This window comes from Nonomuraea diastatica, assembly GCF_004349015.1.
In the GTDB taxonomy this organism is placed as follows: domain Bacteria; phylum Actinomycetota; class Actinomycetes; order Streptosporangiales; family Streptosporangiaceae; genus Nonomuraea; species Nonomuraea diastatica.
Map to the genome: position 1 here is coordinate 1 of NZ_SMKP01000232.1, position 15354 is coordinate 15354.

A 15354-nucleotide genomic window follows, 5' to 3' on the forward strand; every position below is an offset into this window, starting at 1 on the left:
ACCGCGACCTTCGCCAAGGTCTCCGACTGGGGCTCGGGTTTCGAGGGCAAGGTCACCGTCACCAACGGCACCTCCACCACCATGAACGGCTGGAACGTCCAGTTCGACGTTCCGGCGGGCTTCTCCATCCCGTCCGCGTGGGACGCGGTCATGTCGAGGAGCGGGCAGCACTACATGTTCACCAACCCGTCCTGGGCGCCGGCGCTGGCCGCCGGGGCGAGCGTGAGCTTCGGCTTCAACGGCAGCCCGGGCAACTTCCCCGGCGTCTCCGGCTGCACGCTGAACGGCGCTCCCTGCGGCGACTCCGGAGAGGATCCCGGTGGGCTCGGCAAGGTCGGCGGCATCACGCTGGCCTCCGCCACCGCGACCAGCGCCGCGCTGAGCTGGAGCGCCGTCCCCGGCGCCACCGGTTACCGGATCCGGCTCGACGGCGCGGCCGCCGTCACCGTCACCGGCACCACGCACACCCTGACCGGCCTGGACGCCTGCACCTTGCACACGGTCACGATCACCGCGACGGACGCCTCGGGCGACGGCCCCGCCGGTGATCCTTTCGGCTTCACCACGGCCGGCTGCCAGAGCGGCACGTTGCCCAGGCACTTCCTCACCGGCTACTGGCACAACTTCGTCAATCCCGCCGTCGAGCTCAAGCTGTCGGCCGTGCCCGACGAGTACGACCTGATCGCGGTGGCGTTCGGCGAGGCCACCGCCACCCCGGGCGAGGTCGTGTTCGGGGTCGACCCCGGACTGGCCACGGCGCTGGGCGGCTACACCGACGCCCAGTTCAGGGCGGACGTCCAGGCGCTGAAGCAGCGCGGCAAGAAGGTCATCCTGTCGGTCGGCGGCGAGGCCGGGCGCGTGCAGGTCGCGAGCGCCGCGGCCGCCACGCGGTTCGCCGACTCGGTGTACGCGCTGATGCGGAGCTACGGCTTCGACGGCGTGGACATCGACCTGGAGAACGGCCTCAACGCCACCTACATGGGTCAGGCGCTGAGGTCGCTGCGCGCCCAGGCCGGCTCCGAGCTGATCATCACCATGGCCCCGCAGACCATCGACATGCAGTCGACCGGGATGGAGTACTTCAAGCTCGCCCTGTCCATCAAGGACATCCTCACCGTCGTCCACACGCAGTTCTACAACTCCGGCTCGATGCTCGGCTGCGACCAGGCCTTCGCGTACGCGCAGGGCACGGTCGACTTCATCACCGCGCTGGCCTGCATCCAGCTCGAGAACGGGCTCCGTCCCGACCAGGTGGCGCTGGGCCTGCCGGCCGGGCCGGGCGCCGCGAACGGCGGCGTCGTGCCGCCCTCGGCCGTCAACCGGGCGCTCGACTGCCTGGCCAAGCGGACCGGCTGCGGGACCTTCGTGCCGCCGCGCGCCTACCCCGACATCAGGGGCGCGATGACGTGGTCCATCAACTGGGACGCGAGCAACAGCTGGTCCTTCTCCAAGACCGTCAAGCCTCACCTTCAGGGAATGTCATGAAATTACGCCGCAAAATGGTCGCGTTAGCGACCGCCCTCGCCCTTACCCTGACCGGCCCGGCCACCATCGGATCCGCCGCCGCCGCCGCCAGCGCCACCGCCGCCGCCACCGGCACGGTGCAGCGGCTGGCCGCCGCCTGGGCCCCGTGGACCGCGTACGCCACAGGCGCGGTCGTCACCCACAACGGCGTCGACTACGTCTGCCTGCAGGGCCACACGTCCCAGCCCGGCTGGGAGCCGTCCGCCGTGCCCGCGCTCTGGAAGCCCACCTCGGGTGGCGACACCGACCCCGAGCCCGGCGCCCCCGGCGTGCCGGGCACGGTGAGCACGTCGGTCACGAACTCCAGCATCACGCTGCGCTGGGGCGCCGCCGGCGGCACCGTGTCGGGCTACCGCGTGTACGAGGGCTCGACCCGGCGCGCCCAGGTCTCCGGCACCAGCGCCACCATCTCCGGGCTCGGCGTGTGCACGACCCACACCTACACCGTGAAGGCGTACAACGCGGCGGGCGAGTCGGCCGGCCGCGACGCCACCGCCACCACGTCGGGCTGCACCGGTAACAACCCCAGCAAGATGCCCGGCGCCCCCTACCTCTACATGGGCTGGGGCAACCCGCCCAACCCGGGCGCCGTCATGGATGCCACGGGCGTCAAGTCGTTCACGATGGCGTTCATCCTGTCCAGCGGCGGCTGCACCCCGGCGTGGGACGGGCAGCGCCCGCTGACCGGCGGCGCCGACCAGCAGGCGATCAACACGATCAAGTCGAAGGGCGGCAGCGTCCAGATCTCCTTCGGCGGCTGGCAGGGCAACAAGCTCGGCCCCAACTGCTCCTCGCCACAGGCGTTCGCGGGCGCGGTGCAGCAGGTCATCAACGCCGTGGGCCCGGCCGTCGTCGACTTCGACATCGAGAACACCGACGAGTTCGAGAACTACACCGTCCAGGACCGCATCCTGAACGCCCTCAAGATCGTCAGGCAGAACAACCCGAACGTCAAGATCGTCGTAACCTTCGGCACCACCAGGACCGGCCCGAACGCCCACGGCGTCCGCCTCATCAACCAGGCCAGGGCCCTCGGCGTGCCGATCGACAACTTCACGATCATGCCGTTCGACTTCGGCAGCTCCAACATCTACCAGGACACCGTCAACGCGTCCGAGGGCCTGAAGAACGCGCTCAAGAACGCGTACGGCTGGTCCGACGCCCAGGCGTACGCGCACATGGGCATCTCCGGCATGAACGGCCTGTCCGACCAGCAGGAGCTGACCTCGCCCGGCACCTGGACGCAGATCCGCGACTGGGCCAGGTCCAAGGGCCTGACCAGGCTCGCGTACTGGGCGGTCAACCGTGACCGGCCCTGCCCGGGAGGCGGCGTGACCTCCAACTGCAGCGGCATCGCCCAGTCCGACTGGGAGTTCACCAGGACCACCGCCGGCTTCTGACCCGCTCGAATCCGGCCCGCCCCTCCACCGGGGCGGGCCGGGCCAGGAGGAACGTCATGAATCTCCGAGCGGCGACGGCCGCGCTCGTCCTGGGACTCACCACGCTGCACGCCACCCCCGCCCAGGCCGCGAACATCGTGCCCAACCCCGGCTTCGAGTCCGGGCTCAGCGGCTGGACGTGCTCCGCCGGGGCGCAGGCGGTCGCGTCCCCTGTGCGCGGCGGCGCCGCCGCGCTCCTGGCCACCCCGCAGGGCACCGACCTTGCCCGATGCGGCCGGCAGGTCAGCGTGCGGCCGTCGTCGTCGTACACGCTGTCGGCCTGGGTCCAGGGCGGCTACGTCTTCCTCGGCGCCACGGGCACCGGCGGCGCCGACCCGCAGACCTGGGGCTCGCCCGGCGCGGCCTGGACCCGGCTGCGCACGACCTTCACCACGGGCCCGTCCACCGCCTCCGTGACGATCTACCTCCACGGCTGGTACGGCCAGGAACCTTATCTCGCCGACGACGTCGTCCTCGACGGCGCCTCCGGCGAGCAGGACACCTCGGCGCCCAGCGTGCCGGGTGGCGTGTCCGCCGGCGGGGCCACCCCCACGAGCCTCGACGTCACCTGGTCGGCCGCCACGGACGACGTGGGCGTCACCCGTTACGAGGTGTCGCGCGACGGCGGCTCGCCCGTCGCCGTCACCGGGACGAGCCACCGGGCGACCGGGCTGGGCGCGGACACCACGTACCGCTTCAAGGTCCGCGCCTGCGACGCGGCGGGCAACTGCTCCGCCTACAGCCCCGAGGCGAGCGGCACCACCACCGCTGCGGGGAACGGGGGCGACGGCGGGCTGCCCGAGCGGGTGCTGGTCGGGTACCTGCACGCGTCGTTCGCCAACGGATCCGGCTATGTCAAGATGAGCGAGGTCCCGGACGAATGGGACGTCATCAACCTCGCCTTCGGCGAGCCCACCTCGGTCACCTCGGGCGACATCCGGTTCAGCCGGTGCCCGGCCGCCGAATGCCCCGGCGTCGAGTCCGACGCCGACTTCGCCGCCGCCATCAGGGCCAAGCAGGCGCAGGGCAAGAAGGTGCTGATCTCGATCGGCGGGCAGAACGGCCAGGTGCAGCTCACGACCGCGGCGGCGCGCGACGCGTTCGTCGGGTCGGTCTCGGCGATCATCGACAGGTACGGGCTCGACGGCCTGGACGTCGACTTCGAGGGCCACTCGCTCCATCTCGACCCGGGCGACACCGACCTGGACGCTCCGACCACGCCGGTCGTCGTCAACCTCATCGCGGCGCTGAAGAGCCTCAAGAGCCGCCACGGCGACGGGTTCGTGCTGACGATGGCGCCGGAGACGTTCTTCGTCCAGCTCGGCCACCAGTTCTACGGGCCGGGCCCGAACGGCGCGGCGGACCCCAGAAGCGCCTCCTACCTGCCGGTCATCCACGCGATGCGCGACGACCTCACCCTGCTCCACGTGCAGGACTACAACTCCGGGCCGATCATGGGCCTGGACGGCCAGTACCACACCATGGGCGGGCACGACTTCCACGTCGCCATGACCGACATGTTGCTGGCCGGCTTCCCGATCATGGGCGATGCGGCCAACGTGTTCCCGCCGCTGCGCCAGGACCAGGTGGCCATCGGGCTGCCCGCCTCGGTCAACGCGGGCAACGGGTTCACGACCGTGAGGGAGGTGCGGAAGGCGTTCGGCTGCCTGGCCACGGGCACCGGCTGCGGGACGTACCGGCCGCGGGGCGTCTATCCGGGGCTGCGGGGCCTGATGGCCTGGTCGATCAACTGGGACCGGCACAACGGGTTCGAGTTCTCCAGGAGCCACCGGGCGTACCTGGACGGGCTCACCTGACGCGGACGAGCTGGGTGGGCTTGAGCGGGACGCCGAGGCCGGGCGGCCGGTAGGTGGGCAGGGCCTCGCCGTACTCGTGCATCCAGGCGTGATCCACCAGCAGCCGCATGCGCCCGGCGGGCGGCACCCGGTCGTGCCCCGCGGGGTCGACCCGGCCGATCATCCTCGTCACGGCCGCCACCACCAGCTCCGTGTCCGGCGCGGACAGGTCGCAGTGGTCGTCAGGCCCGATGAGCAGGTCGACGTCGGGAGGCAGCGGATAGATCGGGCGCGGCAGGGCGAGCACGCGCGGCGGCGGGGCCATCGGCCAGCCGTCGCGCACCGCCTCCAGCAGCACCGAGCGCGAGGTCTTGTGCGCGAACAACCCATCGGCCAGCGCCCAGCTCAGCGCGCCCACGTCGGAGCGGTCCTCGCCGCATGCGTGCAGGCACAGGTACGGCACCAGCGGAATCCCCGCACCGCCCGCCTGCGCCCAGCCGCCGCCGCACCCGGTGAGCACCAGCAGCGCCAGCATCGCCCGGTAGGCGGTGTCGGCGTGCGGCGTCTCCAGCCGCCCGGGCACGATCACGCACCCGCCGCCCGTCTTCTCCGCCGTCACGCCCAGCTCCCGCGCGATCTTCACCGTCCGCGACGCGGCCACTCCGGTGCAGGCCTCCTGCCAGGCCGGCGTGTACGGCTCCGCCCGGTCGTCGTAGCCGCGCGGCCACACGCCCGGCAGCCGGGGCCTGGCCACCCCGTAGACGGCCAGCAGCAGGTCGAACACGGTCGTCACCAGCTCGCCGCCGTCGCGCAGCACGGGCACGCCGCGCCGCAGCACCCCCGGGCCGCCGTCGAAGCGCGGCAGCAGCACCTCCACCGCCTCGCCGCCGTACACGCTGAGCCGGTCGCAGGCGCCGCCCGTCAGCCCGCCCGGCACGTACGCCTCCTCGCGGTCCCGCAACCGCACCAGAAGCGGCAGATCGGTGTGCTCCATCGCCTGCCCGGCGAACGGCGTGCGGTCCAGGAAGAACTCCTTGAGCAGCACGTGCCCCATGGCCATGGCCAGCGCGCCGTCCGTGCCGGGCCGCACGACCAGCGTCTCGTCGGACAACCGCGTCGGATGCGTGCCGATCGCGACCACCTTCTGACCCTTGTAGCGGCCGGCGATCACCCAGGGTGTGTCCGCCGAGCGTACGAGCCGGTTGTTCTCCCCCCACAGCAGCACGTATGCCGCCCTCGCCCAGTCCTCGGCGCGTGACGGACCGGCGAAGCGCGGCCCCAGCACCTGCTCGGGGGCGCACGGGTGCTCGGTCAGCACCGCACCGCCGAGCTCGCCGACGAGGCGTGCCAGCGGGGAGCTGGCCAGCGCCGCCACCCGCTCGGGCCCGTGCTCGTCAGCGGTGTGCACGATCGCCGCCGCCGCCAGCTCGGCGGCCGTCACGTCGTCGAGCGGCACCCGCCGCTCACCCCTGGCCGGCTGGTATTCCTGTGAATTCGCTGTGAGTTTCGCCCACGCCGCGACCGGGTCGCGCAGCCCGTTCCTCACCTCGAAATAGAGCCTGACCAGTGCCTGGTTGACCTGCGATCCCCCCATGCGAAAAGTTCAACACAAAGAGTGATGCCGTATCGCTATACGTGTCGGCATGTCGGGGATAAGAATCGGAAGCCCTGGTGGCGGCTGCGCTCCGGGTGCGGCAGGCTATATCCCGCCATGGATTACGCAGTTCTCACGGGCATCGTCCTCGTCACCGGTGTCGTGCTCGCCCTCGTCGCCCAGTGGCGCGACTGGCGGCCGCCGCTCCTTGTCGCCGTTCTCGTGGGCATCGCCGTACGCGTGCTGATCATGTACACGTCGGCGATCGATTCGTGGCAGCCCGTCGACTTCATGGAGAGCTTCAAGCCCGCGGGCGAGGCCGTGCTGCGGGGCGAGGACCCGGTGCTGGCCAGCGAGGGCGGCTGGCACTTCCTGCCGACGATCCCCTACGCGTACGGCATCCTGCTGTGGCTCGGCATCCCGTGGGAATACGCCGGGCGCCTGGTCACCGTGGTCGCCGACATCGTGCTCATCCCCCTGGTGGCCAAGCTGGCCGGCGGCCCCAAGGCGTCGCTGCGAGCCCTCCAGTACGCGCTCAACCCGCTCGCCCTGATGGTCGCCTGCATCCATGGCCAGGTCGAGCCGGTCGCGCTCGTGTTCGGCGTCGCCGCCTTCGTGGTCGCCAGGGGGCCGGGCGCGCCCGAGCGCCCAGGAATGACCACCGACGTGATCGCACGGGTGCGCGCGGGCCTGGCCGCGCACGGCGTCCGGGGTGCCGTGCCGCGGGTGATCGGCCGCGGCGGCATGGTGCACCGCTCGCTGCTGCCGGGCGAGGACGACCGCGCCCACCTCAGGCGGGGCGCGCTGGCGGGCCTGCTGATGGGCCTGGCGTTGTGCGCCAAGAGCTGGCCCATCTGGCTGATCCCCGGCATGCTGCTGCTCCTGCCCAATCTGCGCGCGCGCGTCGCCGCCCTGTTCGCGACCGGGCTGGTGCCCGTCTTCTTCCTGGTGACGCTGCCGGTCTTCGCGGGCACGTCGCTCGACCAGATCCCGGCGGTCATCCACACCATCCAGGACATCCGGCCCATCGTCGGCGAATGGGGCTGGACCCCGTGGCTGACCGAGGGGCAGTGGGCACTCCGGCCCGACCTGGCCTCGTTCGGGACGAAGCTGATCTACGTGAGCGTCGTCGCCGCCGTGCTCTACTGGCGGCGGGCCGACCCGGTCGACATGACGATCGCCGTGCTGCTGGTCTTCATGGTCATGACGCCCCGGCTCGGCGCCCAATACCTCATGTGGTTCATGCCGTTCCTGGTCGCCAGGCCCACGAGGTTCGCCTGGCCGGCCATCATCGGCGCCTCGCTCTGGGCCGGCTACGGCTACCTCTACATGACGCAGTTCGACTTCAACGGGTGGTGGCTGCAGCACGCCGACTGGTCGCGGGCCTCGATCCTGCTGCTGCCGATCCTGGCCCTGGCCATGCCCTGGGGCCGCCGCCGCGTGGCGACAGTCCCAGGGCCGGCCCCGTCTCAGGGGAGTTCTGACGACTCGAGGATCACGTCACCGGCATAGGTGCTCCCACAACGTGATCCACTGGTCGGGGTGCACGTGTCCCACGACGGTGTCGCGGGACACACGGGCCGCCGCCAGTGCGGTGTCCACCCCGTCATACCTCGTCTTCAGCGACGCGCGCACCGACCCGCCCACGCCGCCGAACCCCACCTCGACCAGCTCCTGGTAGGAGCGGCCGCCGCTCACGAGCGGCTCGGGCCTGCGCTGGAGGCGCAGGATCGCCGAGTCGACCGACGGGACGGGCCGGAAGCTCTCCCTGCCGATCGTGTCGCCGAGCTTCCAGCTGAACCACGGCCACGACTCCACCGTGACCAGGCTCCAGCGGCCGTAGCCGCCCGCGCGCTTGCGCGCGTACTCCCGCTGCGTGAGCAGCGTCGCCGAGGTCAGGGCCGGTGCCCGCAGACACCAGTCGACGATCTTCGACGTGATCGAGTAGGGGATGTTGCCCACGACCGCGAACGGCTCTCGCGGCGCCCTCACGGTGGTGAAGTCGCGCCTGACGATGTCGATCCTGGGGTCGCTGCGGGTGCGCGAGGCCAGCCGCCCGGCCAGCCGGGGATCGACCTCGTAGCCGACCACCTGGGCGCCCGCCTCGGCCAGCGCCAGGGTGAGCGCGCCCTCGCCGGGGCCGGGCTCCAGCACCAGCCCCTCCGGACCGGCGGCCTTGACCATCAGGTCGACGGCATGCCGGTCGACCAGGAAGTTCTGCGAGAGCGTACGCCGCGCCCGATCCGCGGGCGTGCGGCCGCCACCGCTGTTCCTGGCCTTCTTCTGGGTGTGTGAATAGTTTCCGTGTGCGTGATTTCGCGCCACAGCACTGCCCTTCCGGGTCCTCGAGACAACGGGTTGCTCGAAGGGCCCTGGGCACGCGCGCGGACGCCCAGCCTCAGGTGATCGCGTCCGCTAGCGGGCCAGAGCCCGGCCGCGGCGGATGCGGATGAAAACCTGGCAGGTGAACATGCATGACATGAGACCGACCCTAAGCCGACCCCCGTCGACCGGGCAAAACATTTAAATCGGTCGCGCCGGCGAGGGCAGGGCCGCCACCCTGGAGGACGTGCAGGCAACGGTCACGGTCACTCCGGCACAGCTCCCCGAGCTGCTGCTGCACGTCGCCGTGGTCCGGCCCGTCTTCCTGTGGGGCGCGCCGGGCATCGGCAAGAGCTCCCTGGTCCGCGAGTTCGCCGGCTCGCTCGGCCTGGAGTGCGTGACGCTGCTTGGCACCCAGCTCGCCCCCGAGGACCTGATCGGCGTGCCCGAACTGGTCGGCGGGCGCAGCCGGTTCGCGCCGCCCGAGTCGATCGCCCGCAGTGAGCCCTACTGCCTCTTCCTCGACGAGCTCAACGCCTCAGCGCCCGAGGTGCAGAAGGCCTTCTACTCCCTGATCCTCGACCGCAGGATCGGCACGTACGAGCTGCCGGCCGGCTCGGTGGTGATCGGCGCCGGCAACCGCGCCACCGACAACGCGCTGGCCCGCCCGATGGCCTCCGCGCTGGTCAACCGGCTGGTCCACGTGCACCTGCGGGCCTCGTCCGACGACTGGCTCAAGTGGGCGGCGGACAACGGCATCCACCCGTGGATCATTGACTACCTCGTGCAGCGCCCCGACCACCTGTGGAGCCCGCCGCCGAAGACCGAGGAGCCGTTCTCCTCGCCGCGGGCCTGGCACATGTTGTCCGACGTGATCACCTCCTACGGCGACGACCTCGCCGACGAGACCCTCGCCATGCTCGCGTTCGGCACGCTCACCGGCACGCACGCCTCGGCCTTCCGCGCGTACGTCAAGACCGTGCGGCACGCGTACGATCTGGAGGCCGTGCTGAAGGGCGAGGCCCCGTGGCCGCGCCAGCCCGAGGAACGCGACCTGCTCTACTTCCTGGCCGAGGCCTTCCGCGCCCGGCTCATCAAAGAGCTGCCCGCCGACAAGCGCGGCGCCTCCGCCCGCGGCCGCGACCTGGGCTTCCGGGCCAAGACCCTGCTGGTCGAGCTGGCCGAGATCTCCCTCGAATGCGCCCAGCTCGTCATCGCCAACAACGCCGACGGCGCGCCCGCGCTGCCCTCCTGGTTCCTCGTCGAGGTCGGCAGGGACGTGCCGCGCCTGATGGCGGCCCGGTCATGAGCAGGCGCAAGGCCAAGGTCGACCCCTGGCGCGCCAACGTCCATGAAGGCTGGCACACCGTCACCCGGCACCCGCTGTTCCGCGTCTTCCACGCCTACCTGCTGGAGGCCGAGGACGGTGAGCTGCCCAACGGCACCTGGGCGCACGTCACCCACGACGGCGACGTGCGCTTCCACCCCAAGCACCGCGCCCCGGCCGAGGAATGGACGTGGGTCTTCGCCCACCTGCTGCTCCACCTGGGGTTCGGCCATGCCGACCCGCGTGCCTGCGCTCCGAAGGACGTCGACGGTGACCGCCCCGACCCCGCCTATCACGCCGCCTGCTGCGCGGCCGTGGACGGGTTCCTGCGCACGCTGAAGATCGGGCGCAGTCCAGCGCCGCTCCCCGACGACCTGCCGGACAACGACGAGGTGACGCTGTCGGAGCGGTGGCGCAGGCTCGGGGTTCCCGGTCCCTTCCAGCCGGCCGGCGTGCCCGACTTCCGCATCGGCTCGGCGAAGGAGGCCGAGGACTGGGACTTCCAGCGCACGTTCGCCATCGGCATCGCCGAGGCGGCCACGAGCGCGCTCGACCGGGCGGGCGAGCCGCGCACTCCCGTCGAAGGGCATGCCAAGGGCCCATGGGACGTCGCGCTGCGCTGGTTCGTGTCCTCATATCCGCTGCTCGGGGCGCTGGCCGCGGGCATGAAGATCGTTTCCGACGCGGAGCTGGCCAGGGGCTGGGACATCTCGATCGCCGCGGTCAGCGCCGAGGCGGGCGAGATCTACGTCAACCCGCTGGCCCGGCACTCCGAGCCAGAATGGCGTTTCGTGCTGGCCCACGAGATGTTGCACGCCGCGCTGTGCCACGGTGAGCGGGCCGGCATGCGCGAGCCGTACCTGTGGAACGTCGCCTGCGACTACGTGATCAACGGGTGGCTGGTCGAGATGGGCGTCGGCGAGATGCCGGAAGGGCTGCTGTTCGACCAGGCACTGACCGGCATGTCGGCCGAGGCGGTCTACGACCGGATCGCCACCGACCTGCGCCGCGTACGCAAGCTGGCCACCCTGCGCGGGCGCGGGCTCGGCGACGTGCTCGACCGCCCGCCGCGGCGCATCGGCGGCTACGTCGACCTCGACGACTACTACCGCAACGCGCTCTGCACGGGGCTGGCCTACCACCAGACGAGCGGCCGCGGTCTCCTGCCCGCCGGGCTCGAGCAGGAGATCCGCGCGCTCGACCAGCCGCCGCTGCCCTGGGACGCCCAGCTCGCGCGCTGGTTCGACGAGCACTTCCAGCCCGAGGAGAAGCGGCGTTCCTACGCGCGCGCCTCCCGCAGACAGGCGTCAAGCCCCGGCATCCCGCGACCCGGCTGGCTGCTCCCGGAGGAGGTCGCACGCAAGGCCACGTTCGGGGTGGTGCTCGACACCTCCGGCTCCATGAACGTGGAGTTGCTCGGCAAGGCGCTCGGCGCCATCGCCTCCTACGCCGCGGCCCGCGACGTGCCCCGCGCCCGCGTGGTCTTCTGCGACGCCACCGCCTACGACGCCGGATATCTGCAGGTCGAGGAGATCGCGGGCCGGGTCCGCGTACGCGGCCGGGGCGGCACGGTCCTCCAGCCCGGCGTCAGGCTGCTCGAACGAGCCGACGACTTCCCGCCCGACGGGCCCATCCTGGTGATCACCGACGGTCAGTGCGACGTGCTGCGCATCCGCAGGGAACACGCGTTCCTGGTGCCGCAGGGGGCGTCCCTGCCGTTCACCGCGCGCGGGCCGGTCTTTTTCGTGAAATGAGCGCTTTGGACTGGCCTTGAACTGGCTGGGGTAATCCTTGAGGCATGGACCGACCGGCCAGGGTGCTCGTCGTCGACGACGAGCCGAACATCCGCGCCCTGCTCTCGCAGACCCTGCGACTGGTCTCGTTCGAGGTCAGGACCGCCTGGACGGGCGCCGAGGCCGTGACCGCCGCCAGGGAGTTCAAGCCCGACATCGTCGTGCTCGACGTGATGCTGGAGGACTTCGACGGCTTCGAGGTGGCCAGGCGGCTCGGTGAGCGCATCCCCGTGTTGTTCCTGACCGCCCGCACGAAGCGGCCGAACAGCTGCGCCTGTAGGCCACGTGCATGCGCGAGAACGGCGTCGACATGCCCGACCCCTCGCTGGGCGTCACCCGGGGCCAGATCCGCGTGCAGTTCGTGGCCGAGTCGCTGCTGCTGTCGGCCATCGGCGGCATCGCCGGCTTCTACCCGGCGGTGCGTGCCGCCAGGATGTCGCACACAGAGGCGCTTGCCACACCGTGACGACGGCTCCCTGACGACGATCACGCGGACGAGGTGCCCGTGCGGCTTGCACAACCCTGCGGGTCGCCGGGCACGCGTCCGATTCTGACAAGATTACGGCCGGAACACGGGGTAGCTTCGCCGTGACGACCCGTATTCCAAGCGTTGAAGGACCAGCCGACATGGACATGCTCGACCGCGCACGACGATATCTGGAGCTGCACGGCAGGCTGATCGACAGGTTGCGCTTCGAGGCCCTGTTCGGTGGCGGGTCGCGCGAGCGGGTGCTCGACGTGCTGCGCTGCTACCAGAACACCGACGGCGGCTTCGGCAACGCGCTGGAGCCGGACCTTCGGGGCGCGGGCAGCCAGCCGGAGCCGGTCGAGGTGGCGTTCTGGATCCTCGACGAGATCGACGCCTTCGACTCCCCGACGGTGCGCGCCGCCTGCGACTACCTCGCCGCCGTCAGCGCCGAGGACGGCGGCGTGCCGTTCGTCCTGCCGTCGGTCAGGAACACGCCGAGAGCCCCGTGGTGGGAAACGGCTGACGACCCTCCAGGCAGTCTCGTGCCCACCGCGTCGATCGCCGGGCTGCTCCACAAGCACGGCAGCACCCACTCCTGGCTGCCCGCCGCGACCGCGTTCTGCTGGTCGCGGATCGCCGAGATCGGCGAGACGAGTCCGTACGAAGCCCGCGCCGTCGTGACCTTCCTCGACCTGGTGCCCGACCGGGACAGGGCGGAGGCCGAGTTCGCCCGGCTCAAGGAGGCCATCCTCGCGACGGTCGCCCTCGACCCCGGCACCACGGGGGATGCGCACTTCCCGCTGGACTTCGCGCCGGAGCCGTTGCGGTTGCCGCTGTTCACGCAGGACGCCCTCGGCACCCACCTCGACGCGCTCGCCGCCGCCCAGTCCGAGGAAGGCGGCTGGACCGGCAACTGGCCGATGTGGACGCCGCTCGTGGCGCACGAATGGGGCGGCTACGTCACCGTCCATCGGCTGAAGACGCTGCGCGCGTACGGACGGCTGAAGGGGTGAGGCCGTTCTGTCGGTGAGGCCGCGTACGTTGGAGGCATGTACGCGGAACGGCCTCCCGCCCCCGATCTCGCCGGCCGTGTCGCCTGCGGGTGGCACCTGGTCAGCGAGACGGAGCAGACCCAGCTCGTCGTGCCCGACGCCTGCGTCGACCTCATCTGGGGCCCTGGCGGGTTGTTCGTGGCGGGCCCCGACACCGGGCCCATGCCGACGCCCATGGCGGCGGGCGACATGTTCACGGGTGTGCGGTTCCGGCCCGGGGCGGTGGGCGACTTCTTCGGCGTGCCGCTCCACGAGCTGCGTGACCGGCGCGTCGCCCTGTCCGACCTGCCCTTCCCGGCCGAGCGCATCGAGGAGGCCGCCTCGCGGGCGGGCGCGCGGCCGGCCGCCATGCGCGCCGCGGTGAGGTGCCGGCTGGCCGCCACCACGGGCGCCGACCCCGCCGGTTACGCCATCACGAGGGCGTTGCGCGAGGGCCACACGGTCGCGGAGGTGGCCTGGCGGCTCGGGTTCAGTGAGCGCCAGCTCCACCGCCGCAGCCTGGCCTCGTTCGGCTACGCGCCGAAGACCCTCCAGCGCATCGTGCGTTTCCAGCGCGCACTCGGCCTGGCCCGCGCCGGCGTCCCGCTGGCGGAGGCGGCCGTCACGGCCGGCTACTCCGATCAGACCCACCTGTCCCACGACGTCAGGCGGCTGAGCGGCGTGTCCATGCGCCGCCTGCTCTCACCTGCGGGGCGGTCCGCCTGACATGAGGCTCTGCGCCCACCTGGCGCGCGGATCGCTGTCGATCAGCAACGCCCGGGTCAGCAGGCTCAGCGGGATGGCGAGGATCGCGCCCAGCGGTCCCAGCACGAACGTCCACACGATCAGCGACAGGAACGTCATCGTGGTCGACAGCCCCACCGCGTCCCCAAGGAACTTGGGCAGGATGAACGACTGCACGACCACGTTGATGACGCTGTAGGCGACGACGACCAGCACCATCGTCTGCACGCCACCGTCCAGCAGAGCGAGCACGGCCGGCGGCACCAGCCCGATGACGAAACCGATGTTCGGGATGTAGTTGGCGATGAGCGCCAGCACACCCCAGAGCAGCGGCAGCGGCACGTCCAGCACCGTCAGGGCGATCACGTCGAGGGTCGCGCAGATCAGCCCGAAGACGGTCGAGACGATCAGATAGCGCCGCGTCTTGCGCGCGAACGTGGCCAGCGCCGTCACCAGTTGCGGCCGATACCCTTCACCGGTCGTCAGGATCTTCGATGTCACCGGCGCGTCGAGACACATCGCCAGCAGCAGCACGATGACGAGGAAGAGCGCGGAGAGAACGCCGATCAGGCTGCCGAGCAGGCTCTGCGCCAAGCCGAGAATCGACCCCGCGTCGAACGCCTGCAGCCCTCTGTCGAGCACGTCGTTGCTGACGCCGTGCGCGGCGGCCCAGGCCAGCGCGTCGGCGAGGAGCTTGTCGAACTGGGCGGCGTACGCCGGCAGCAGCGAGACGAGCTCGGAGACCGAGATCGTCAGGATGCCGACCATGCCCAGCAACGCGAACACGACGATGAGGAAGGGCACGGAGACCTGCAGCCACGTGGGCGCCCCCTTGGCGGCGAGCCACGTGCGCACCGGCGAGACGGCGATGACGAGCACGAGCGCCAGCACAACGGGGCCCGCGATCGAAGCGACCTCGCGGATTCCGAAGAGGGCGACCACCGCGGCGGCGATTCCCACCATGATGATGAGCGCCCTAGGGATGGGTTGATCTGGCACGCCACCTACCTACCCGGAGTCGGCGGGAGCACCGCCGATTTGACGGTTCCGGGAGGCGTACATAGAGTTCATCAGTCCCACGAGAGCGGCGTTGATCGCCGGTCTCACTCAGGGGCCGCCTCCAGACACTGACCAACCTCGTGGATGTTCGCGTCCACTCTGAAGGGCTGGTAAGTTAGAGGGGTTGTCTCCGAAAAGGGGGCGGCGCTTAATTCCCGCAGGTTGTGCAGGTCTGGTCAATTTGACAGAGACTTGAACGGCTGAAAGAGTTAAGACACAACGAAATGAACGCCTCTGAGCGGGGATCCCGGGTTCG

At 71.1% G+C, this 15354-nt stretch carries 12 protein-coding genes and 1 pseudogene; 10 read left to right on the forward strand and 3 right to left on the reverse strand.

The genetic code is table 11. From position 1 onward, the window contains the following. The 3 genes from E1294_RS46255 to E1294_RS46265 form a co-directional block, all read left to right on the forward strand. The coding region (locus E1294_RS46255) for a chitinase (protein ID WP_132518204.1) at positions 1-1485 on the forward strand (1485 nt) is incomplete at its 5' end. A gap of 14 nt (positions 1486-1499) precedes the next feature. Beyond that, positions 1500-2924: a carbohydrate-binding protein gene (locus E1294_RS46260; RefSeq protein ID WP_246083758.1), complete on the forward strand. Its 1425-nt coding sequence runs from the start codon at positions 1500-1502 to the stop codon at positions 2922-2924. Between the two features lie 56 nt (positions 2925-2980). Next, positions 2981-4780 carry a chitinase gene (locus E1294_RS46265; RefSeq protein ID WP_132518209.1) on the forward strand — a complete coding sequence of 600 codons (1800 nt, stop codon included), beginning with the start codon at positions 2981-2983 and terminating at the stop codon, positions 4778-4780. Here the strand turns inward: E1294_RS46265 and E1294_RS46270 are convergent. Then, the gene (locus E1294_RS46270) at positions 4773-6353 is read right to left on the reverse strand and encodes a molybdopterin-dependent oxidoreductase (RefSeq protein ID WP_132518211.1); all 1581 of its coding nucleotides are present in this window, start codon (positions 6351-6353) and stop codon (positions 4773-4775) included. The two genes, E1294_RS46265 and E1294_RS46270, sit on opposite strands and share 8 nt — an antisense overlap. A gap of 117 nt (positions 6354-6470) precedes the next feature. On the opposite strand from E1294_RS46270, the gene E1294_RS46275 reads away from it, so the two are divergent. Continuing rightward, the gene (locus E1294_RS46275) at positions 6471-7865 is read left to right on the forward strand and encodes a hypothetical protein (protein ID WP_132518213.1); all 1395 of its coding nucleotides are present in this window, start codon (positions 6471-6473) and stop codon (positions 7863-7865) included. On the opposite strand, the gene erm is transcribed toward E1294_RS46275, so the two are convergent. Beyond that, complete coding sequence (erm, locus tag E1294_RS46280) at positions 7854-8678, reverse strand: ErmE/ErmH/ErmO/ErmR family 23S rRNA (adenine(2058)-N(6))-methyltransferase (RefSeq protein ID WP_132518215.1); 825 nt, start codon at positions 8676-8678, stop codon at positions 7854-7856. The genes E1294_RS46275 and erm overlap by 12 nt on opposite strands. A gap of 244 nt (positions 8679-8922) precedes the next feature. Between erm and E1294_RS46285 the strand changes: the two genes are divergently transcribed. The 6 genes and pseudogenes from E1294_RS46285 (at position 8923) to E1294_RS46310 (ending at position 14021) form a co-directional block, all read left to right on the forward strand. Further along, positions 8923-9984, forward strand: coding sequence for an ATP-binding protein (locus E1294_RS46285; RefSeq protein WP_132518217.1), 1062 nt, complete (start codon positions 8923-8925; stop codon positions 9982-9984). Next, positions 9981-11756: a vWA domain-containing protein gene (locus E1294_RS46290; RefSeq protein WP_132518219.1), complete on the forward strand. Its 1776-nt coding sequence runs from the start codon at positions 9981-9983 to the stop codon at positions 11754-11756. Before E1294_RS46285 ends, E1294_RS46290 begins: the two co-directional genes overlap by 4 nt. A gap of 44 nt (positions 11757-11800) precedes the next feature. After that, positions 11801-12046 (forward strand): annotated as a pseudogene (locus E1294_RS46295) (response regulator); the annotation flags it as partial. Positions 12047-12084: 38 nt separating this feature from the next. Continuing rightward, a complete protein-coding gene (locus tag E1294_RS46300; protein ID WP_246083759.1) occupies positions 12085-12261 on the forward strand; it encodes a hypothetical protein in 177 nt (58 codons plus the stop codon). Between the two features lie 161 nt (positions 12262-12422). Then, positions 12423-13277: a hypothetical protein gene (locus tag E1294_RS46305; protein WP_132518221.1), complete on the forward strand. Its 855-nt coding sequence runs from the start codon at positions 12423-12425 to the stop codon at positions 13275-13277. Between the two features lie 36 nt (positions 13278-13313). Beyond that, complete coding sequence (locus tag E1294_RS46310) at positions 13314-14021, forward strand: DUF6597 domain-containing transcriptional factor (RefSeq protein WP_132518223.1); 708 nt, start codon at positions 13314-13316, stop codon at positions 14019-14021. Here the strand turns inward: E1294_RS46310 and E1294_RS46315 are convergent. Beyond that, positions 13998-15002, reverse strand: a complete 1005-nt coding sequence (locus E1294_RS46315; RefSeq protein WP_165977866.1) for an AI-2E family transporter — start codon at positions 15000-15002, stop codon at positions 13998-14000. The two genes, E1294_RS46310 and E1294_RS46315, sit on opposite strands and share 24 nt — an antisense overlap. Positions 15003-15354 lie beyond the last annotated feature (352 nt).